Source organism: Bradyrhizobium sp. UFLA05-112 (genome assembly GCF_053572325.1).
In genome coordinates, this window is sequence record NZ_JBANBK010000013.1 from 14,968 (window position 1) to 35,471 (window position 20,504).

The following is a 20,504-nucleotide window of genomic DNA, read 5'->3' on the forward strand; positions in this document are numbered from 1 at the left end:
GGCCGACGAGCCAGAGATGACTGATATGACCGAGCGCAGGATTTCAGTGACCGAGGACGAATTGCACGCCTATGTCGATGGCGAGCTGCCGGCCGAGCGCCGCGCCGACGTCGAGGCCTGGCTCGCCACCCATCCCGAGGAGGCCGAACGGGTCAACTCCTGGCGCACGATGGCCGAGTTGCTGCACGCCCGCTATGACACCGTGGCGCAGGAGCCGGTGCCGAGGCGCCTGGAGCTCGAGCGGCTGGAGCGTCGCCCCAGGCAATGGCTCTATGGCGCCGCGGCGGCGGCCCTGCTGGCCTTCGTGGCCGGCGGCGCGGCCGGCTGGGTGGCGCACGGCGCTGCCAATACGCCCTCGACCTTCCAGAGCTTCACCGAGGACGCGCTCGACGCCCACCGCCTCTATGTCGTCGAGGTCCGCCACCCCGTCGAGGTCCCCGGCAACGAGCGCGACCATCTCCAGGCCTGGTTGACCAAGCGCTGCGGCTGGACGGTGTTCGCGCCGAACCTCGAGGCAAGCGGGCTCAAGCTCGTCGGCGGTCGGCTGCTGCCGGGGCCGAGCGGCCCGGCCTCCTTCCTGATGTATGAGGGGGCCTCCGGGGAGCGGTTCACGATCTACACCGCCAAGACCAAGGCCGGCGAGACGCAGATGCGCTACACCACGATGGACAAGGATGGAGCCTTGTTCTGGGCCGACCGTGGCGTCGGCTATGTCGTCAGCGGCGGCGGCGACCGCGACAGGCTCACCAAGGTGGCGCGCGCCGTCTACGACCAGGCGGAGAAGAACGGCACTTGAGCAACGCAAGGGCGCATTCGCCAAAATTCGGTCATTGAAAATTTGGAATCAAGACATCGACACGTCTCATTATCGCACCGGATGATCACGCGAAAATGAGTAGCGTTCGATCCGCCGATCGGCGCAGGCGGCCTCGATTGGGGTTTTTGGTACCGCGCTGGTCCCCCTCTCGAGGCCGCACTCTTTTCGCGGCTGCATTTGCGGCAGCCGGCACGCCGGACACGCTAGCGTCGAAGCGCTACCGCGCTCCATGCGTCTATTGGAGCATTACCTGCTGGGAAAATGCTCGCTGCGAGCGCATGATCCGTTCGGACAAGCCGCCCCGCTTGTCCCGATCATGCGTTAGCCGAGCCCACTACGCGGATTGTAGGGGTGCTGGTCCCGCCACTTTTGCATCAATGCTTCAAGCTCGGCATCGTTCCCGTCCGGCAGCATGATGCGGGTGGTGACGAAGAGATCGCCGGTTCCACCCGATTTCGGCAGGCCTTTGCCCTTCAGCCGGAAAGTCCGGCCGCTCGAGGTGTTCTTCGGGATCGTCAGTTCGACCGCGTTGCCGAGGGTCGGCACACGGACCTTGCCACCGAGCACCGCCTCATAGAGCGTGACCGGCAGGTCGATCCGCAAGTCGGCGCCATCGACCTTGAAGAACGGGTGCGGGCCAATGGTGACGGTGATGAGCAGGTCGCCGGGCGGATGGCCCGGCGCAGTCTCACCCTGCCCTTTCAGCCGGATCTGCTGGCCGCTCGCGACGCCGGCCGGAATCTTGACGTTGAGCTCCTTGCCGGTCGGCAGCCGGACGCGTTTGTCTCCGCCGTTGACCGCCTCCTCCAGCGACACCGTCATGGCGACGTTGAGGTCGAGATCGACGCCGACCCCGCCGGTATCGAACTCGAACTGGGGTCCGCCGCCACCGTGCCGCGCACCGCGCGCCGCGCCGCCGAACATGCTGTTGAGGATGTCCTCGAACGCGCCTCCACCCGGGCCGCCGCCGCCGGAGCGGAATGAATATTCGAAGCCGCCGGGGCCGGCGCGCCCGCGCGCGCCCCCGCCGCCCGGAAAGCCCTGGAAGCGCGGCTTGCCCTCGGCGTCGATCTCGCCACGATCGAACTGCTTGCGCTTGTCCTCGTCGCCGAGGATCTCGTTCGCAGTGTTGATCTCGGCGAAGCGCTCGGCTGCCTTGGGGTCGTTCTTGTTGCTGTCGGGATGATGCTTCTTGGCGAGCTTCCGATAGGCGCTCTTGATCGCGGCAGCGTTGGCGCTCCGCGGCACCCCCAAGACCTCATAGGGGTCGCGCATCCGTCACGTCTCCCTTCACGGAAATCGATGGTGTCAAAAGGGCTCCCCGCCCCCGTCTGGGGATCATCTGGGGTGTCCGTGGCATTTTTGCAACTAGGCTCGCCGAGCGAATCCTAGCTCCGCCATGGCTTTAGCGTATGAATCTCCCAACGGCCATGGCCGCTCCGACAGCCGGCCCCCTGGAGCCAGCTTTCGGTCCGGCCGTTGACGTAGCTCGCCAGGAAATCCCGGCATTTGCGACCGTCCTCGGCGGCGTAGGACTGCGCGATCGGGGTCACCGAGCCGCGTGCGCCGGTCTCCGGATTTTCCCAATGCTGGCTGGCATCCTTGTCGCCCTGGCTCAGCACGTCGGAGGCCGCGTTGCGAGCGAAGGCGAGATCGCCCTCCGTCGGCGCCTGCGTGGTGATCGAGCCGGTGACCTCGCTCTCGTCCATCTTGGCGAACGGCCCCTTGGCCAAGACACCGCCGGCTTCATTGCGTGACAGGCTACAGCCGCCGGCGCCGAGCCCGATTAGAATCATTGTCATGACGAGGCTGGAGGGCCGGATCGCCGATAGGCCAACGGTGCCCCATGCCCTATATAGGGCGGAAGCGGACAACAACGCGCTTTGGGCCGCAGAACGCAACTCGGACTCCAGACATGACCGATACGACCTCGATGAAACACCAGACACCCTTAACATCCGGTGATTTCACCGCCGCCGACGAGCCGTTGGCGCTGTTCGAGGCCTGGCTGAACGAGGCGATCAAGAGCGAGCCGAACGATCCCAATGCCATGGCGCTCTCGACCGTCGATGCGGAAGGCCTGCCCGACGTGCGCATGGTGCTGATGAAAGGCTTCGATTCCGACGGATTCGTCTTCTACAGCCACATCGCGAGCCAGAAGGGCCGTGAACTCGCCGCAAATCCTAAGGCCGCTTTACTTTTTCACTGGAAGTCGCTGCGCCGGCAGGTGCGCATCCGCGGCAACGTGACGCCGGTGACCGACGCCGAAGCCGACGCCTATTTCGCCACTCGCCCCAAGCAGGCGCAGATCGGCGCCTGGGCGAGCAAGCAGTCGCAGCCGCTTGAGAGCCGCTTCGCCTTCGAGCAGGCGATCGCCAAGATCGCCGCCAAATACGTGATCGGCGAGGTGCCGCGGCCGCCGGGCTGGAGCGGCTGGCGCATCACGCCCTTGCGGATCGAGTTCTGGCACGATCGCCCGTTCCGCTTGCACGATCGCATCGAATTTCGCCGTGACGCGGCGGGCCAGCCATGGTCCAAGACGCGGATGTATCCTTGAGCCTCAACGTCAGCTTCGGGCCGACCTGAAAGATGTCCATGCCGCATTCGTCCAATGCGCCACGCCGCACGCTGCTCCTGACTGGGGCGAGCCGCGGCATCGGCCACGCCACCGTGATCCGCTTCTCCTCGGCGGGCTGGCGCGTCATCACCTGCTCCCGGCATGCGTTTCCGGAGGACTGCCCTTGGGACGCCGGCCCCGAAGATCACATCCAGGTCGACCTTGCCGATCCCGAGGATACGGCGCGCGCGATCCATGAGATCCGCCGCCGCCTCGAAGGTGGCGCGCTGCATGCGCTCGTCAACAACGCCGCAATCTCGCCGAAGGGCCCCGGCGGCTCGAGGCTCGGCTCAGTCGACACCGATCTCGACACCTGGACGCATGTCTTCCACGTCAACTTCTTCGCGCCGATCATGATGGCGCGTGGGCTGATCGAGGAGTTGAAAGCGGCGAAGGGATCGGTGGTGAACGTCACCTCGATCGCCGGCTCGCGCGTGCATCCCTTCGCGGGGGCGGCCTATGCCACCTCGAAGGCCGCGCTCGCCGCGCTGACGCGCGAGATGGCTTCCGACTTCGGCCGCGTCGGCGTGCGCGTCAATGCGATCGCGCCGGGCGAGATCGACACCTCGATCCTGTCGCCGGGCACCGAGAAGATCGTCGACCAGCAGATCCCGATGCACCGCCTCGGCACGCCCGACGAGGTCGCCAAGATCATCTACGTGCTGTGCACGGAGACGTCGTCCTACGTCAACGGCGCCGAGATCCACATCAACGGCGGCCAGCACGTGTAAGGCGAGGAAAGGACCGCGGGTGGAGCGATGGGTCGATTTGCGACGACGGCAGCGCTCTACGAGAACCTGCGGCCGCCTTATCCGCCGGAATTCTTTCGCAGTGTCGCGCAGAAGCTCTCCCTCACCGAGCGATCCGCGCTGATCGACCTCGGCACCGGGCCCGGACTGCTCGCACTCGGCTTTGCCCCCTATGTCGGCCGCATCGTCGGCGTCGACCCGGAACCGGGCATGCTCGATGCCGCACAGCGTGCGGCCGCGCGCGCCGGCCGGGACCTCAGGCTGATCGAGAGCAAGGCCGAGGGGCTTCCCGCCGACATCGGGTCCTTCGACGTCGTGACGATCGGGCGCGCCCTGCATTGGATGGATCGTGCGCCTATCCTTGCAGTGTTCGAGCGGCTGGTCGCGCAGGGCGGCGCGATCGCCGTCTGCGCGTCGTTTCCAACCCACGATGGGCGCAATCCGTGGCTCGACGATTACAATGCGGTGCGCCGCAACTGGTCGCCAGCGGGCCTCTGGGAGGATGCTGGCCGCGGCGAGCGAACACACCGCGACCTGCCGGCCTTTTTCCAAGGCAGCGCATTTCACGTGGCGGATGTGATCAGGGTCGAGACGAGGCACGAGATCAGCGTGAGTGATCTGGCGCGGCGCGTTCTCACCTTTTCCTCGTCATCCCCCGAAGCATTGGGCGACAGTGTCGAGGCGATGCTGCGCGATGTCGAGGAGCATCTTACGCCATTCAGCCGCGACGGCATGATCACCGAAACGCTGCTAACCGTGGCCGAGATCGCAAGGCGCTAAGAGCACTGGAATTGCGCGACGATGCGGCGGGTGTTCATGATCCGTGTTTCGAACGGAAGCAAGGCAATCCAGAACAAAGCCGCCGCAAGACCTGGATTGCCTTAACCCCTCCCGTTTCTCAATCGGCACGAAGCCGACGCGACGTCTCGCGCACCCGCGGAGCGGCTACATTGAATGCGGTCGAACAGTCGTCGTCGTTCTCGCCGTCGAGCAGCGGAGCACCACAGTGCCGGCACAGCCGTGCCGACGTCGACGACGCCTTGCCGTTCGCCAGGACCTGACGATAGCTCGCCAGATCGATGACGTTGCGGGGCGTCGTTATGCGTTTTTCAACCATGGCTGTTCCTCGCGGCTTACCCGCTGCTTATCGCAGACAAGTTTCGCCCAAACGTTCAGCCCAACGCTCAAATTTTAGCTGAGGAAATGAGGCAGAGAATGTGACCTAGATACGGCCTACGCAGCGCCACATTTCACAACGCGCGTTCACTGTCTCTCTGTGAGCCATGTAACAGTTCGGTAGCTATCTCACAGCCACTTCTTCCACTTGAAGATCCAGTACGGAACAATCGCAGCGGCGAGCATCATCACCAGCGCCATGGGATAGCCGTGCGCCCATTCGAGCTCCGGCATCGCCTTGAAGTTCATGCCGTAGATGGACGCGATCAGCGTCGGTGGCATCAGGACCACAGCCATCACCGAGAACAGCTTGATGATGTTGTTCTGCTCGAGATTGACGACGCCGAGCATGGCGTCGAGCACGAAGGTGATCTTGTTGGACAGATACGACGCGTGGTCGGTCAACGAAGCCACGTCGCGCTGCATGGTCTTGAGCTGCTCGCGCATGTCCTTGGACCATTTGACGCCTTCCACGATGGCCGAGAGGAACGTGACGACGCGACCGATCGACACCAGGCTTTCGCGAACCTTCGAGGTCAGGTCGCCCTTGCGGCCGATCGCGATCAGAATCTGGGAATATTGCTTGGCGTGACCGTGGCGCTCGCTCTCGGGCTCGAAGATGTCATGCGAGACCTGGTCGATGTCGGCGCCGCAGCGTTCCAGGATGTCGGCGCAGCGGTCGATCACGGCATCCAGAAGTTCCATCAGCACCATCTCGCCGGTGATGGCGGGGGTGCAGGAGCGGGCGAGCTTGGCCTCGACCAGCGCGAAGGGCTTCGGTAGGTCATAGCGTACCGTCACCAGGCGATGGTCGCCGAGGATGAAGGTGACCGCCGTGGTCCGGGGCATGTCGGTATCCGAGTGGCACATCAGCGTCGCCGTCATGTACCGCGCGCTGTTCTCGATATAGAGGCGGCTGGAAATCTCGATCTCCTGCATGTCCTCCCGGGTCGGGATCGCGATACCTGCGAGCCGTTCAACCGCCTTGTCCTCGGCGGCGGTGGGATTGAACAGGTCGATCCACACCGCGTTCTCCGGCAGGACCGCGAGGTCTTCGACGACGGCCTTCTTCAGGGAGGACTCGGAGGGAACGAACACCGAAAACATGAAAAACTCCAGCAGGGGGCCGAAAAGGCCGACTTACGGCCCTTAGCGCGATTCTGACAGGTGCAGGATGACAATCACATTAATGGGGCGTTTGCACTTATGGCTGGGCGGCGGCGCAAACCGTGGCAGGGAATCGACATTCAGGCATTCCTTGCCCAAAAATCGACCTGGAGTCTCAAAAATTGCGGCAAAAAAGCCACAGCTTGGGCTTTGCAGCGCGGGATAAAGCCCTAAAAGCTGGAATTGTGGCAGGTTTCAACCGATAATACGCCCATCGGAATCGTGGAACTTGGGCGGTAAGCTCAGGGCCGCGCATGGGTATTTGTTTCGATTGGAACCAAGCCAATGTCGTCGCTGAAAGTTAAGTTGGGAATTCTGGCCGCCGGTTTGATGCTGTCGGGCTGCATGCAGGCCACGCATTTCGAAGCGACCGATACCAAGGCCTTCAAGCCAAAGGACAAGGAACTCCTTGCCAAGATTCGGTACGAGAACACCCCCGTCGCCGAGCCGTTCCGCCGTGCCATCGTCGATTACCACCGCAAGGAATCGCCTGGCTCGATCGTGGTCGATTCCGACAATCATTACCTCTACTACGTAATGGATAGCGGCAAGGCGATCCGCTACGGCATCACCGTCGGCGAAGAAGCCATGGCCTGGTCGGGTATCGCCAAGATCGGCAGCATGACCGAATGGCCGGCCTGGCATCCGACCCCCGGCGAAATCTCGCGTCTGGGCGTCCCGACCTATGTGGCGCCGGGTCCTGACAATCCGATGGGCTCCCGCGCGATGTACCTGTACTCGGGGGGCAAGGACACGCTGTTCCGCATCCACGGTACAAACCAGCCTGAATATATCGGTGCCTCGATTTCCTCGGGCTGCATCCGCCTGACCAACGAGGACGCGATCGACCTCTACAACCGCGTCAAGGTCGGCACCATCGTGGTCGTGCTCGAGCCGAAGCACGGTGACTCCCCGTACAATTCGCAGCTTGCCCTGCGTGGAGGCGGCAACAGCACTTCACAGTACTGAGCTTTCCTGAGGCTTTCGAAGAAGCGCCGGCTCGCTACCGGCGCTTTTTTGTTGCCCGCTTTCGGGGCGCTTGGGCGGCGCTCGCAGGCTCGCCCGGTTGTGACGTGCCGGACTTCGCCGCATCGCCCTGCTCTGCACCCTCCTTGGTCTCATCCGACTTGCCATCCGACTTGGCATCCGACTTGGCCGCCACCTCGCGCGGCGGGGCGTCCTCCGGCCGCTGGGCCGGCAGCAGCGGGGCGACCTGCGGCAGCGGGTCCCAGACATTCCACTGACAGATCCGGTAATCGTTGCGGCGCTGCATCAGATCGAGATGGATGTGGTCCTCGTGATACCAATCCGATCCCGGCCCCAACACTGTTGAGAAGCGCGTGCAGACCGAATGCAGCACGCGCTCGCGCAGGTCCCGCGGCACGGCGCGGTCGGTCAACCCGATCGACTGGCCGTTGGCAAGTTTGAACGCGCGCACGTCGAGCGCGTTGGCGCGGCCGTGCTCGGACAGCATGGCGCCGACGATGCGGTTGCGGCCACGGCACTCGAAGGAATCGAAATTGTCGAGATCGCTGATGGTGCTTCCAAGGCTCGCCGCGAGCGGCGCCATGTCCGAGCGCACCCAGTCGGCAATGGCCGACGCCATGCTGCAGCGAAGGATCGCGGCCGGCTTGACCTGCACCTTTCGCTTGTCCGGCAGCACGATCGCCTCGAGCCGCACCAGATCCTCGCCACCGCAGCTACCCGGACCATGAATGTCCGGGATCGATGGCGCGATCGCAATTTCCTCGGTCAGGGCGAGGCGGCAGGCCGAGGCCCGCCTCTCAGGCGGGGCCGCCGGTCCGGCCGGCTTGTCGGCAGCAGGTTTTTCTTCCGCCGCCGGCCGCTCCGGCGCAGGCTTGGCCACTTCCTTGGGTGCATCTTCCGGACGCGGTCTCGGCAAGGGAATTTTGGCCGGCATTTTTGCCGGATGAACGGTGGCACGAGGCCGCGGCGGACCGAAGCCGAACAGGTCGAGCGGCGCGGCATATTTCCGCGCCTCGGCAGGCGCAAGCGACAGCCCCAGCGCGACGGTAACCATTGCCGCGCCGGCGGACATATAGCCGCGACAAGGCCATTTGCGGCAAAAGTCCGGCAGGCTAAAGTTCATGACAATTCTTTGGCCCAGACCCGAGAGTAATAACAAGTCCAGCCCTATTCGGAGGAACGTCGGAATGCTTGGTTTGATGCAAGATTGGCCCCTGCTCTGCCACCGGATCATCGAACACGCCGCCAGAATTCACGGCAAGCAGGAGGTCGTCACGCGTTCGGTCGAAGGACCGATCCATCGCACCAACTATGCCGAAATCCACGCGCGCGCCCTGAAGGTTTCGCAAATGCTGGAGGGCGATGGCATCAGGCTCGGCGACCGCGTCGCCACGATCGCCTGGAATACCTGGCGCCACCTGGAGGTCTGGTACGGCATCATGGGCATCGGCGCCATCTGCCACACCGTCAATCCCCGCCTTTTCCCCGAGCAGATCGCCTGGATCATCAACCATGCCCAGGACCGCATCGTGATGACCGACATCACCTTCGTTCCGATCCTGGAGAAGATCGCCGACAAGCTGGGAAGCGTGGAGCGCTTTGTCGTCCTTACCGACAAGGCGCATATGCCGCAGACTACGTTGAAGAACGCAGTCGCCTATGAGGAGTGGATCGCGAAGGCCGACGGCAAGTTCGAGTGGAAGGACTTTGACGAGAACACCGCGGCCGCGATGTGCTACACCTCCGGCACGACGGGCGATCCCAAAGGCGTGTTGTATTCGCATCGTTCCAACGTGCTGCACGCCTTGATGGCCAACAATGTCGACGCTCTCGGCACCAGTGCCGCCGAGACAATGCTGCCGGTGGTCCCGCTGTTCCATGCCAACAGCTGGGGCATCGCCTTCTCCGCTCCCTCGCAGGGCACCAAGCTGGTGATGCCCGGCGCCAAGCTCGACGGGGCCTCGGTCTACGAGCTGCTCGAAACCGAGAAGGTGACGCACACCGCGGGCGTTCCGACCGTGTGGTTGATGCTTCTGCAACACATGGCCGCCAACAATCTGAAGCTGCCGCATCTGAAGATGGTCATTTGTGGCGGCTCGGCGATGCCGCGCTCGATGATCAAGGCGTTTCTCGACATGGGCTCGAACGTGCGCCATGCTTGGGGCATGACCGAGATGAGCCCGATCGGCAGCGTATCGGCGCTGAAGCCGCCGTTTGCCAACGCGATGGGCGAACAGCGGCTTGATGTGCTCCAAATGCAGGGCTATGCGCCGTTCGCCGTGCAGATGAAGATCACCGACGACGCCGGAAAGGAACTGCCTTGGGACGGCACGACGTTCGGCCGCCTGAAAGTGTCGGGACCTGCGGTCGCCAAGGCTTATTACCGCGTCGACGCCAACATCCTTGATGAAGAGGGCTTCTTCGACACCGGCGACGTCGCCACCATCGACGAGGCCGGTTATATGCGGATCACCGACCGCTCCAAGGACGTCATCAAGTCCGGCGGCGAGTGGATCTCCTCGATCGATCTGGAGAACCTCGCGGTCGGCCATCCGGCCGTGGCGGAAGCGGCCGTGATCGGCGTCTTCCATCCCAAATGGGACGAGCGCCCGCTGCTGATCGTGCAGCTCAAGCAGGGCCAGCAGGCGACCCGCGACGACATCCTGAAGTTCATGGACGGCAAGATCGCGAAATGGTGGATGCCCGATGACGTCGCCTTCGTCGACGGCATTCCGCATACCGCCACGGGCAAAATCCTGAAGACGGCGCTGCGGGACCAATTCAAGGATTACCGTTTCCCGAACGCGGCGGCGTAGCGCATCACGAGAACATCGGCGGCGCGGCCCCCTGCGCGACCCGCGGGGGCCACGTCGTTTCCGAGCGCTCACAATCGCAAACGGCGAAAGCCGTCTCCGGCCGCAGAGGGATCCGGAATGGGGATGAAGGCGGGGGATAAACCGCTTCACAGCCCTGCGGAAAATGCGCTAGGTCAGCTTGCTCCCGTCGCCGTGTTCCGCAACCGGCGACTGACATCGGTGATGGAACAGCATGGCCCGCAGGTTTTCCGCTCCCTACCAGTCGGAGCCCGTGTCCGGGCTCGCCAGCTGGGCGCGCAATCTGGCCGTGTTCGCGGTAGTGGCGGTCCTGGTCTCGATCCTCATCGTCCGTTTCGGCTTTCTGGAGATCAAGCCGGCGCTGGCGACCTTCTTCGGCGGGCTTGCGATCGCAGGGCTCTCGATCCTGTTCGGACTCGCGGGCTTTGCGGCGATCTGGCAGAACGGCTCGCGTGGCATGGGGCGCATCCTGCTCGCCTTCCTGATCAACGCGCTGATCCTCGCCTATCCCGCCTATCTCGCCTTCCAATACCGCAGGCTGCCGGCGATCCACGACATCACCACAGATCCGATCGACCCGCCGCGCTTCGAGGCGCTGGCGCGCCTTCGCACCGGCGACGGTGCCAATCCGGCTGCCTATGCCGGCCTCTATTCGGCCGAGCAGCAGCGCCATTTCTATCCGGACATCGAGCCGATCGAGCTCGAGATTTCCGTCGACCGGGCCTACGCGCTGTCGCTCCAGATCGCCAGCAAGCGAAAGTGGCTGATCATCGACGAGCGTCCGCCGCAGCCTCCGCGCCGCATCGGCCGCATCGAGGCGGTAGCGCGCACGCCGATCATGGGTTTCCGCGAGGATGTCTCGATCCGCATCGTGCCTGACGGCGACGATTCCCGCGTCGATATCCGCTCGGCCTCGCGCTATTTCGACAGCGACCTCGGCAGCAACGCCGCGCGCGTCAGCAAGTTCATCGACGATCTCAACACCGCAGCCGACGCCGATGCGCTGAAGCCGGCGAAGAAGGCGCCCGTCGTGCCGGTCAAACCACCGGCGAAAACGGTGAAGAAATAAACCTTCCGTCATACCGGGGCGCGCAAAGCGCGAACCCGGAATCCAGAGATTGTGGCGCGAGATTCCGGGTTCGATGCTACGCATCGCCCCGGAATGACGGAGGCTAGGCTGCGGCCAATCGATACGTGCCCGAAATCACGGGATCGCCGTCCGTCGCCACCACGCCGCGGGCGACGAGGTCCTCCAGATGCGCCAGCACGGAATAGCCGGCCGCGGTCGTGAGCCTCGGATCGATGCCGATATAGATCGCACGCACCATGGTCGGGATGTCGGCCTCGCCCTTGGCGAGGCGATGCAGGATCGAGGCTTCGCGCGCCTTGCGATGGCGGATCAGGAAGCGCACATAGCGCGGCCCTTCGGGAATCTCGGCGCCGTGGCCGGAGAAATACAGATCCTCCTCGCGTGCTGCGAGCCGGTCGAGCGAGTCCATATAGTCGATCATCGAGCCGTCGGGCGGAGCGACGATCGAGGTCGACCAACCCATCACGTGATCGCCGACGAAGCTGAATTTCCGCTCGGGCCAGGCGAAGGCAAGGTGGTTGGCGGTGTGCCCCGGCGTCGCGACGGCTTCGAGCCGCCAGCCTGAGCCTTCGATGACGTCGCCATGGGCAACTGTCACGTCAGGCGCGAAGTCGCGGTCGGCACCCGATTCCGGATTGTGCTTCTCGCTCTCGAAGCGCGGGCGCGAGGCGCGATGCGGGCCTTCGGCATAGACGGTCGCGCCGGTCGCCGCCTTGATCCGGCCGGAGTTGGGCGAATGGTCGCGATGGGTGTGGGTGACCAGGATGTGCGTCACGGTCTCGCCGCTAACGGCATCGAGCAGCGCCGCCGCATGGGCCTCGTTGTCCGGACCCGGATCGATGATCGCCAGCTTGCCCTGGCCCACGATGTAGCTGACCGTGCCGGTGAAGGTGAACGGGCTCGGATTGTTGCAGAGCACACGGCGCACGCCGGGACAGACTTCCTCGACGACGCCCGGCTTCAGCGGAAAATTGCGGTTGAACGGGACGTCGTCATTATCGCTGTCTCTTATACACATCTTGACAGCGGAGCATACCAACCGCGTTCGACTTCCGTGGCGATCAGAAAAACGCCTGGATGCCCGTAATCGCGCGGCCGAGGATCAGGGCGTGGACGTCGTGCGTTCCCTCGTAGGTGTTGACCGTCTCGAGGTTATGGACATGGCGCATCACGTGATATTCGATCTGGATGCCGTTGCCGCCGTGCATGTCGCGCGCGACCCGCGCGATGTCGAGCGCCTTGCCGCAATTGTTGCGCTTGACGATCGAGATCATCTCGGGCGCGAACTTGCCTTCGTCCATCAGGCGGCCGACGCGCAAGCTTGCCTGGAGGCCCAGCGCGATCTCGGTCTCCATGTCCGCGAGCTTCTTCTGCACGAGCTGGGTCGCGGCGAGCGGCTTGCCGAACTGCTTGCGGTCGAGCGTGTATTGCCGGGCGCGGTGCATGCAGTCCTCAGCCGCCCCTAACGCCCCCCAGGAGATGCCGTAGCGGGCGCGGTTGAGGCAGCCGAACGGCCCCTTCAGGCCGGACACGTTGGGCAGCAGCGCGCTCTCGGGCACCACGACGCCGTCCATGACGACCTCGCCGGTGATGGAGGCGCGCAACGACAGCTTGCCGCCGATCTTCGGCGCGGAGAGGCCCTTCATGCCCTTCTCCAGCACGAAGCCACGGATCTGGTTGTCGTGCTCGGCCGACTTGGCCCAGACCACGAACACGTCGGCGATCGGCGCATTCGAGATCCACATTTTGCTGCCGGTCAGGCGATAGCCATCCGAGACCTTCTCGGCGCGGGTCTTCATACCGGCCGGATCGGAACCGGCGTCGGGCTCAGTGAGGCCGAAGCAGCCGACCCACTCGCCGCTGGCGAGCTTCGGCAGGTACTTCTTGCGCTGGTTCTCGTCGCCATAGGCATAGATCGGATACATCACCAGTGAGGACTGCACCGAGTTCATCGAGCGATAGCCGGAATCGACCCGCTCGATCTCGCGGGCGACGAGGCCGTAGGCGACGTAGCCCGCATTGGCACAGCCATATTCCTCCGGCAGCGTGATGCCGATCAGGCCGAGCTCGCCCATCTCGTTAAAGATCTCACGGTCGGTCTTCTCTTCGAGATAAGCCTTGGTGACGCGCGGCAGCAGCTTGTCCTGTGCGTAGGCCCGCGCAGTGTCGCGCACCATGCGTTCATCTTCGGTGAGCTGCTCGTCGAGCAGGAACGGATCGTCCCACTGGAAAGAAGCCGCAGCCGGCTTGTCCTTGGCCTGAGGGCGCACGCTCATGAAACGTCCTTTCGCGTCTGGTTCCGTCTAATTGACCGTTAAATTAAAACGCCGCCGCTCCAGTTGCAATTGCGTCCTGGTTTCGGTCATTCCGGCGCCGCCTGGCGCGCGCACGGAATGACGGCGCATCAGGTCTCGAGCTGCTCGTTGGCGACGATCTCGATGCCGAAGCCGGACAGGCCCTTGTAGTCATGCACCGACGACGTCAGATGCCGGATCGAGGTGACACCGAGATCGCGCAGGATCTGCGCGCCGACGCCGACCTCGCGCCACTGCCGGTTGCGGTCAGCCTCCGCCGTCGACTCGTCCGGCAAGGGCTCCACGGGAACGCCGGCGGCGCCATCGCGCAAGTAGACCAGGACGCCGCGGCCAGCCTTCTTGAAATGATCGAGCACGAGCTGCATGCGCTTATGGCCGGTGAAGATGTCCTTGACGATGTTCGGCTTGTGGAAGCGCGTCAGCACGTTCTTGCCGTCGCCGACGCCGTTATAGACGAAGGCGACATGGGCGATGGAATCGAAGGGCGAGCGATAGGCATAGCCCTGCAACGGCCCGATCGGGCTTTCGGTCACGAAGGTCGCGACCCGCTCGATCAGCTTTTCGCGCGCTTGGCGGTATGCGATCAGGTCCGCAATCGTGACATGCTTGAGCTTGTGCCGGACGGCGAACTGCGCGACCTGCTCACCCTTCATCACGCTGCCGTCGTCGTTCATCAGTTCGCTGATGACACCGACGGGCGGCAGACCGGAGAGCTTGCAGAGGTCGACGGCTGCCTCGGTATGACCGGAGCGGAGCAGCACGCCGCCATCCTTGGCGATCAACGGAAAGATGTGGCCCGGACGGGCGAAGTCGCCGGCGCCGACATTGGGATTGGCGAGCGCGCGACAGCAGGAGGCGCGCTCCTCGGCCGAAATGCCGGTGCCACCGTCGGGCTTGTAGTCGATCGAGACCGTGAAGGCCGTGGTGTGGGCGGAGTCGTTGTGGGCGACCATCGGATCGAGCCGCAGGCGCCGCGCGTCCTCCGTGGTGATCGGCGCGCAGACGATGCCCGAGGTATGGCGGATGATGAACGCCATCTTCTCGGCGGTGCAGAGCGAGGCGGCGACGATCAGATCGCCCTCGCCTTCCCGGTCCTCGTCATCGGTGACGACGACGAGCTCACCCTTGGCGAAGGCCTGCAAAACTTCCTGAACGGTATCGGGCATTTCCCAATCTCTGACTGTTGTGGGCCGGAGGCTTAGCCGGACTCCGATCCGCGCGCTAGTGCGCCGGGCGCAACCGCTTATGCCTTCAACAAGTCCCGCGGGGCCCGGCTTGCACCGGAAATACCAAGGATATAGGCCCCTCCCGGGCCGCGTGGAAGGTTGCCGAGCGCGCCTAGGGCAGCACTTCGCGCCGTTCGCTCAACCGTAGATCAAGCTCCGACCGCTTGTCCTCCAGCAGGCCAGCCTGGGCCGCCTCGATGATCGTGAACAGCTCATGCGCATCGCTGAGGCGGGTGACGGTGACATAGTCGGCGCCCGCCGCGTAGAGGTCGCCGACGTCGGACAGCAGATCGGCGGTCGCCACGATCAGGGCGCTGGGGTTGAGTACGCGGACGTGGCGGACGAGCTTCTCGTTGGTGGCCCCCTTCAACAGCGCATCAGGCACGCTGAGAATGATCATCTCGGACTTGCCGACGCCGGCATGGACGAGCGTGTCGACGTTGCTGATGTCGCCGTAGATGACATGCAGGCCGCGCGAAAGCAGCGTCTGGTACACATTGGGGTTGAAATCGACGACCGTGATCTGCTCGAGCAGCACCGGCGCCTGCCGCTCGATCTCCGCGAGCAGCGCGCTCGCGGCGCGGAAAAATCCGAGGATGACGATGCGCCGCGCCTCGCCATGGCCGCCTTCGTGCCCCTCCTCGGCGTGAGCGTGATCGAGGTCGCGAAGGCCGAACCGCTTCAAGGGACCGATCGCCCGGCGCGTGATCTCGTCGCTCCTCACCATCACGAAGGTCGAGAGCACCGCGAGCACAACGAAGGCGAAGGAGGCAGCGTTGGCGGTCTCCTGGGCGATATGGTTGTCGGTGACGCCGGTCTGGATCACGACCAGCGAGAACTCGCTGATCTGCGCGAGGTTGATCGCCGGCAGCAGGCTCGCGCGCAGGCCCTGCTGCATCAGATAGAGCGGCACGAAAGTGGTGACGAGCCGGCTCACGACCGTGAAGGCCGCAATCATCAGGGCAAGCCCGATCACCGACATGTTCGGCACGGGAATGGTCATGCCGAGCGCGACGAAGAACAGCGTGATGAAGAAATCGCGCAAGGTCGTGACCTTGGCGGTGACATCGAGCGCGTACGGGAAAGTCGAGAGCGAGACGCCGGCGATCAGCGCTCCCATCTCGCGCGATAGCGACAGCCGCTCGGCGGTCTCGGCGACCAGGAAGCACCAGGCAAGCGCGCCGAGCAGAATCAGCTCGGGGCGGCGCGCGATCTGGTGGAACAGGCGCGGCAGCGCGAAGCGGCTGACGAGGAGCGCTGCCGTGACCAGCACCACGACGCGGAGAATTGAGAGCAGGATGACACTCGCTTGCAGGTCGGCAAGGCTCGGCTGCACGGCGAGGAACAGGATGGCGAAGATGTCCTGGAGCACCAGGACGCCAAGGGTAATGCGGCCGGGTAGCGTATCCAGCTCGCGCTTTTCATAGAGCACCTTGACGATGATGACTGTACTGGAGAGCGCGCAGGCTACGCAGAGATAAAGGGCATCGAAATGACCGCCGCCGAGCGTCAGGCCGATGGCGGCGAAGAACGAGATGCCGAGCAAACAGCCGCCGAGGAGCTGGCCACCGGCCGCGAACAGGATCACCCGTCCCGCCCGCACGATCTTCTTCAGGTCGATCTCGAGCCCAATCATGAACAGCATGAAGATCAGGCCAAGCTCCGAAATGACGCTGATCGATTCCTGCGACTTGACCCAGCCGGCGCCGAATGGACCTATGCAGAAGCCGGCGATAAGGTAGGCCAGGATCAACGGCTGGCGGGCGAAATGGGCCAAAAGGCCGAGCATCCAAGCGAACAAAATACAAAGAGTGATATCGCCAATGAGTTCGTGCATCTCAAAGCAGTCCTTTTTGCCGCACCCTAGAGGCACGGTGCAGCGCGGCAAACGAGCAATTCGTCACATGCCAATTGTCCTGCAAATCGTGCTCGCATTGATAGCCGGCCTGCTCGGCGTGACGCTGCCCGCCGCGGCACAGCCGAAGGTCAATATCGAACAGGGCTTTGCTGATTCGCTCACGGTGATGCCGAAGGAGGAACTCGCCGTTTCGGGCGGCTTCTACGTGCCGGCCTATTCCAGCGTCGCGATGAGCCAGGGCAAGTTGCGCGTCGACTTCTCGGTGACCCTCAGCATCCACAATGCGTCGGAGACCCAGCCCCTGGTACTGAATCGGATCGCCTATTTCGACACAGCCGGCAAGATGATCGAGAGCTATCTGAAATCGCCGGTCGCGCTGAAGCCGCTTGCGACGGTCTCAGTCGTCATCCCGACCGAGGACGTGCGCGGCGGGACCGGCGCCAACTTCATCGTCGACTGGGCGGCAGCGAGCGAGATCGCCGAGCCCGTGATCGAGGCCTTGATGGTTGGCGGCGTCGCCAATGCGCACTACGCTTTCATCAGCCAGGGCCGCCCGACCCGGACGGTCGGCAAGAAGTAACAGGCCGGCCGGCGCAATGCCGTCTGGCTCAACAAGAACAGAGGAAACTGCCCATGACTGCCCACTTCGACTTCGCGCCCCTGTTCCCGCCGGGGCTGCCGGCTCCTTCTGCGCGCTGGACCGGGCTTGCAAAATACAGCTTCGTCGGCGGCAACAATGATTCCGAGCAGGTGCCGGTCGATGATTTGATCACGGCGGCCGATGCGGTGCTGCGGCGTGAGGGCCGCAACCTCGCCACTTACGGACTGGCGCATGGTCCGCAGGGCTACCTTCCGTTACGCGAATTCCTGAGCGCGAAGCTGAAACGCGATGCCGGCATTATCTGCACGGTCGACGACCTCCTGATCGTGTCGGGCTCCTTGCAGGCGCTCGACCTCGTCAACCACACGATGCTCGCGCGCGGCGACACCGTGATCGTCGAGCAGGAAACCTACCAGGGCGCGCTCAATCGTCTGACACGGCTCGGCGTGACTACGGTCGGCATTCCCCTCGATGGCGAGGGCATGCGGATGGATGCTCTGGCGTCTGCGCTTGCCGACCTAAGGAGCCGCGGCATCCAGCCGAAGTACATCTACACCATCCCGACAGTGCAGAATCCGACCGGCAGCATCATGCCGGAAAGTCGCCGCGCCGAGCTGTTGCGGCTTGCGGCCGACTACGGCGTGCCAATCTTCGAGGATGATTGCTATGCCGACCTCGTCTGGTCCGGAGAGCGGCCGCCGGCCATCCATGCGATGAGCGACAAGGGCGGCGTCATCCATATCGGCTCGTTCTCCAAATCGATCGCGCCGGCCCTCCGGGTCGGTTTCATCGTCGCGCCCTGGGAGGTGATGTCGCGGATTCTGGCGCTGAAGACGGACGCCGGATCCGGCGCGCTGGAGCAGATGGTGCTCGCCGAATATTGCAGGCCGCATTTTTCGACCCACGTACCGACTCTCACCCGTGCGTTGCGCTCAAAACTCGACACGCTGATGGAGGCGTTGAACGAGCAGTTCGGTACGGCTGCCGAGTTCGAGGAGCCCAAAGGCGGCATCTTCCTCTGGGTGAAGCTGCCAGACCATGTCGATACGCTAAAACTGTACCAGGCCGCACTCGCGGCCGGCGTCTCGATCAATCCTGGTTCGGAATGGTCGACCAGCAAGAGCCATTCCGGCCCGCGGCTGCGGCTCTGCTTTGCCAGCCCCACGCACCAGCAGATCCGCGAGGGTGTCGCCGCGCTCGCCGAAGTCTGCCGCAAGGAGTTCGGGGTGCCGGCGCGAATCGCGAACGTGGAGAGGGCGCAGGGTTGAAGCTGCCTCAGGCCGCCTGTGCCCGGCTGCCGTGGATCGCGGAGGCCAGCCGCAACAGGAGGACGATCGAGACGTTGCCCTTTCCGGCCTCGATCTGCGCGATGTAGCGCTCGGAGATTCCCGACCTGCGCGCGAGCTCCCGCCGCGACAGCTCGCAGCGCATGCGCGAGGACCGCACCCGCTCGCCAAGCTCCGCCAGGAATTCGGTTTCGGAATAACGCGGAACGGCGTCACTGCCCGGCAGCGCTTCGCCCGCGAAATCGGTGACTTCATCCAGCATTGATCTATCCACGATCGCCTCCCGAAGCCGGCATTATGGCGCAGCTTCGGGCCGCCTCATTGACGCGGATCAAATAGCGGAGCGATCGGCTAGCGCACCGCGAACGGCGACTGATACGGCCGGCCGAACGGCACCCCGTTGATCACGGTCTGGACCGGCTTCAGGTAGGCCTTGCCTTCGCGCTTGTTGTTGCGGGTGCCGACGAAGGTAACGGTGCCCTCGACAAGCTCCATGATCGCGACGTCGCCGGGAGCGCCAAGCTGGAGGGTGCCAAGCTTGGGCGCCCGATTGATGATCTTGGCCGGCGCGACCGTTACCATCGACACCACCTGCTCGAGCGAGAAGCCGAGCGTCATGAACTTGCTCATGACGTTGGGGAGGAACGGTATCCCCGGCGAGTTGCCGGAGAAGACGTGGATGTCGGACGAAATGGTGTCCGGCGTGCAGCCGCCGGGAATCGCGACCTCCGCGACCGTGAAATCGAAGCTGCCGCCGCCATGGCCGACATCGAAGATAACGCCGCGCTGCTTGGCGGCGAGCGCGGCGGGCAATAGTCGGCCGTCCTGCACGATGTTGGTGAAAGCGCCCGACATGTTCGGCGCACCGGAATAGGCATGCGTCAGCACGTCACCAGGGCGCAGCAGGTTGAGGATGTCGGACATCAGCTCCTTGGACTCGACGCCGCCGATATGGACCATCATCTTGGCCGGCCAGCCGCAGAGCTCGCAGGCCTGGATGCCGCGCTTGAGCGGCTCCAGCCCATGCTTGAAGATGACGTTCTCGGACATGCGCACCTTGACGCCGATGAGAAAGTCCGGATTTTCCGCGAGCGCCATCGCGCAGGCCTCCATTTGCGCATTGTCGATGTTGTAGAGCTCGGCAACGGGGAACGCCGACAGCCCGTTATTGGCGATATGCACGAAGGCGTAGATTCGCGCCCGCGACTGCGCGACGATGTAGCGGCGCAGCGCCGCGAGATTGTTCACGCCGGCATCGCCAGCCGACACCACGGTGGTGGTGCCCTGAAACTGTACCAGCTCGTCTGCGGGAATGCCGATGGCCGAGCCATAGGGATAGACGTGGCAATGCAGGTCGACGAGCCCGGGCGTCACCAGCTTGCCGGAAGCGTCGATGCTTTTCAGCGCGCGCTCCGCCGGAATCTCGGGTTCGACCGCCTCGATCACGCCCCAGCGGATGCCGATATCGCGTTTGCCGCGAAACGATTGGCTGGGATCGATCACGTCGCCACCCTTGATGACGAGATCGAACTTGTCGCCCGGCCCCATCGCCGCCTCGGCCCGACCCGAGAGAGCCGCCGCGGCAGACGATCCGGCGAACATGAGAAGCTGGCGACGCGACAACCCGGTCATGGCGACGTTCCCCCTTCTATTTATTGTGGAGATGATGCGCCGCGCGGTGTGCAGGTGCAAGCATCATGCATAAGCATGCCGAGTTGCAGTGCGGCATAACAATGCTAGGCTTGAAGCCATTGCGGCGGACCGTGGCGGGGATTTTCGGA

20 protein-coding genes are annotated in these 20,504 nt (G+C 64.1%); 9 read left to right on the forward strand and 11 right to left on the reverse strand.

The features are described from left to right. Nucleotides 1-25 precede the first annotated feature (25 nt). Nucleotides 26-796, forward strand: coding sequence for an anti-sigma factor family protein (locus SO180_RS10055; RefSeq protein ID WP_449378772.1), 771 nt, complete (start codon nt 26-28; stop codon nt 794-796). A 342-nt stretch (nt 797-1,138) separates the two neighbouring features. On the opposite strand, the gene SO180_RS10060 is transcribed toward SO180_RS10055, so the two are convergent. Both SO180_RS10060 and SO180_RS10065 read right to left on the reverse strand, forming a co-directional pair. Beyond that, nucleotides 1,139-2,092, reverse strand: coding sequence for a DnaJ C-terminal domain-containing protein (locus SO180_RS10060; protein ID WP_449378653.1), 954 nt, complete (start codon nt 2,090-2,092; stop codon nt 1,139-1,141). A 113-nt stretch (nt 2,093-2,205) separates the two neighbouring features. Continuing rightward, nucleotides 2,206-2,619, reverse strand: a complete 414-nt coding sequence (locus SO180_RS10065) for an RT0821/Lpp0805 family surface protein (RefSeq protein WP_449378654.1) — start codon at nt 2,617-2,619, stop codon at nt 2,206-2,208. 113 nt (nt 2,620-2,732) lie between these two features. Here SO180_RS10065 and pdxH point away from each other — a divergent pair, with 113 nt between their 5' ends. The 3 genes from pdxH to SO180_RS10080 are packed head-to-tail and all read left to right on the forward strand — an operon-like array spanning nt 2,733 to nt 4,963. After that, nucleotides 2,733-3,374 carry a pyridoxamine 5'-phosphate oxidase gene (pdxH, locus tag SO180_RS10070; RefSeq protein WP_449378655.1) on the forward strand — a complete coding sequence of 214 codons (642 nt, stop codon included), beginning with the start codon at nt 2,733-2,735 and terminating at the stop codon, nt 3,372-3,374. A gap of 38 nt (nt 3,375-3,412) precedes the next feature. After that, nucleotides 3,413-4,165, forward strand: coding sequence for an SDR family NAD(P)-dependent oxidoreductase (locus SO180_RS10075; protein WP_449378656.1), 753 nt, complete (start codon nt 3,413-3,415; stop codon nt 4,163-4,165). Nucleotides 4,166-4,192: 27 nt separating this feature from the next. Then, complete coding sequence (locus SO180_RS10080; protein ID WP_449378657.1) at nt 4,193-4,963, forward strand: class I SAM-dependent methyltransferase; 771 nt, start codon at nt 4,193-4,195, stop codon at nt 4,961-4,963. A 118-nt stretch (nt 4,964-5,081) separates the two neighbouring features. On the opposite strand, the gene SO180_RS10085 is transcribed toward SO180_RS10080, so the two are convergent. Both SO180_RS10085 and SO180_RS10090 read right to left on the reverse strand, forming a co-directional pair. Beyond that, on the reverse strand, nt 5,082-5,300 hold the full coding sequence (locus SO180_RS10085) for a hypothetical protein (RefSeq protein WP_449378658.1): 219 nt from the start codon (nt 5,298-5,300) through the stop codon (nt 5,082-5,084). A gap of 188 nt (nt 5,301-5,488) precedes the next feature. Continuing rightward, complete coding sequence (locus tag SO180_RS10090; protein ID WP_449378659.1) at nt 5,489-6,466, reverse strand: magnesium transporter CorA family protein; 978 nt, start codon at nt 6,464-6,466, stop codon at nt 5,489-5,491. Nucleotides 6,467-6,811: 345 nt separating this feature from the next. On the opposite strand from SO180_RS10090, the gene SO180_RS10095 reads away from it, so the two are divergent. Next, nucleotides 6,812-7,495, forward strand: coding sequence for a L,D-transpeptidase (locus tag SO180_RS10095; RefSeq protein WP_449378660.1), 684 nt, complete (start codon nt 6,812-6,814; stop codon nt 7,493-7,495). A 34-nt stretch (nt 7,496-7,529) separates the two neighbouring features. Here SO180_RS10095 and SO180_RS10100 read toward each other — a convergent pair whose 3' ends face one another. After that, a complete protein-coding gene (locus tag SO180_RS10100; protein ID WP_449378661.1) occupies nt 7,530-8,636 on the reverse strand; it encodes an extensin family protein in 1,107 nt (368 codons plus the stop codon). Between the two features lie 64 nt (nt 8,637-8,700). Here SO180_RS10100 and SO180_RS10105 point away from each other — a divergent pair, with 64 nt between their 5' ends. Together SO180_RS10105 and SO180_RS10110 are read left to right on the forward strand one after the other, a co-directional pair. Further along, nucleotides 8,701-10,329: a fatty-acid--CoA ligase gene (locus SO180_RS10105; RefSeq protein WP_449378662.1), complete on the forward strand. Its 1,629-nt coding sequence runs from the start codon at nt 8,701-8,703 to the stop codon at nt 10,327-10,329. A gap of 232 nt (nt 10,330-10,561) precedes the next feature. Next, complete coding sequence (locus SO180_RS10110; protein ID WP_449378663.1) at nt 10,562-11,416, forward strand: DUF1499 domain-containing protein; 855 nt, start codon at nt 10,562-10,564, stop codon at nt 11,414-11,416. 103 nt (nt 11,417-11,519) lie between these two features. Here the strand turns inward: SO180_RS10110 and SO180_RS10115 are convergent, their stop codons facing one another. The 4 genes from SO180_RS10115 to SO180_RS10130 all read right to left on the reverse strand — a co-directional run bounded on the left by SO180_RS10115 (nt 11,520) and on the right by SO180_RS10130 (nt 16,815). Continuing rightward, the gene (locus SO180_RS10115; protein ID WP_449378664.1) at nt 11,520-12,455 is read right to left on the reverse strand and encodes an MBL fold metallo-hydrolase; all 936 of its coding nucleotides are present in this window, start codon (nt 12,453-12,455) and stop codon (nt 11,520-11,522) included. A 43-nt stretch (nt 12,456-12,498) separates the two neighbouring features. Next, nucleotides 12,499-13,713, reverse strand: coding sequence for an acyl-CoA dehydrogenase (locus SO180_RS10120; protein WP_449378665.1), 1,215 nt, complete (start codon nt 13,711-13,713; stop codon nt 12,499-12,501). Between the two features lie 128 nt (nt 13,714-13,841). Further along, nucleotides 13,842-14,918 (reverse strand): 3,4-dihydroxy-2-butanone-4-phosphate synthase, encoded by a 1,077-nt coding sequence (gene ribB, locus SO180_RS10125; protein ID WP_449378666.1) that lies wholly within the window; start codon nt 14,916-14,918, stop codon nt 13,842-13,844. 172 nt (nt 14,919-15,090) lie between these two features. Next, the gene (locus SO180_RS10130) at nt 15,091-16,815 is read right to left on the reverse strand and encodes a cation:proton antiporter domain-containing protein (RefSeq protein WP_449378667.1); all 1,725 of its coding nucleotides are present in this window, start codon (nt 16,813-16,815) and stop codon (nt 15,091-15,093) included. A gap of 67 nt (nt 16,816-16,882) precedes the next feature. Here SO180_RS10130 and SO180_RS10135 point away from each other — a divergent pair, with 67 nt between their 5' ends. Then, a complete protein-coding gene (locus SO180_RS10135) occupies nt 16,883-17,416 on the forward strand; it encodes a DUF3124 domain-containing protein (RefSeq protein ID WP_449378668.1) in 534 nt (177 codons plus the stop codon). A 53-nt stretch (nt 17,417-17,469) separates the two neighbouring features. After that, on the forward strand, nt 17,470-18,705 hold the full coding sequence (locus SO180_RS10140; RefSeq protein WP_449378669.1) for an aminotransferase-like domain-containing protein: 1,236 nt from the start codon (nt 17,470-17,472) through the stop codon (nt 18,703-18,705). Between the two features lie 7 nt (nt 18,706-18,712). Here the strand turns inward: SO180_RS10140 and SO180_RS10145 are convergent, their stop codons facing one another. After that, nucleotides 18,713-18,985 carry a helix-turn-helix domain-containing protein gene (locus SO180_RS10145; RefSeq protein ID WP_449378670.1) on the reverse strand — a complete coding sequence of 91 codons (273 nt, stop codon included), beginning with the start codon at nt 18,983-18,985 and terminating at the stop codon, nt 18,713-18,715. Between the two features lie 89 nt (nt 18,986-19,074). Continuing rightward, nucleotides 19,075-20,355 (reverse strand): amidohydrolase family protein, encoded by a 1,281-nt coding sequence (locus SO180_RS10150; RefSeq protein ID WP_449378671.1) that lies wholly within the window; start codon nt 20,353-20,355, stop codon nt 19,075-19,077. Nucleotides 20,356-20,504: the final 149 nt, after the last annotated feature.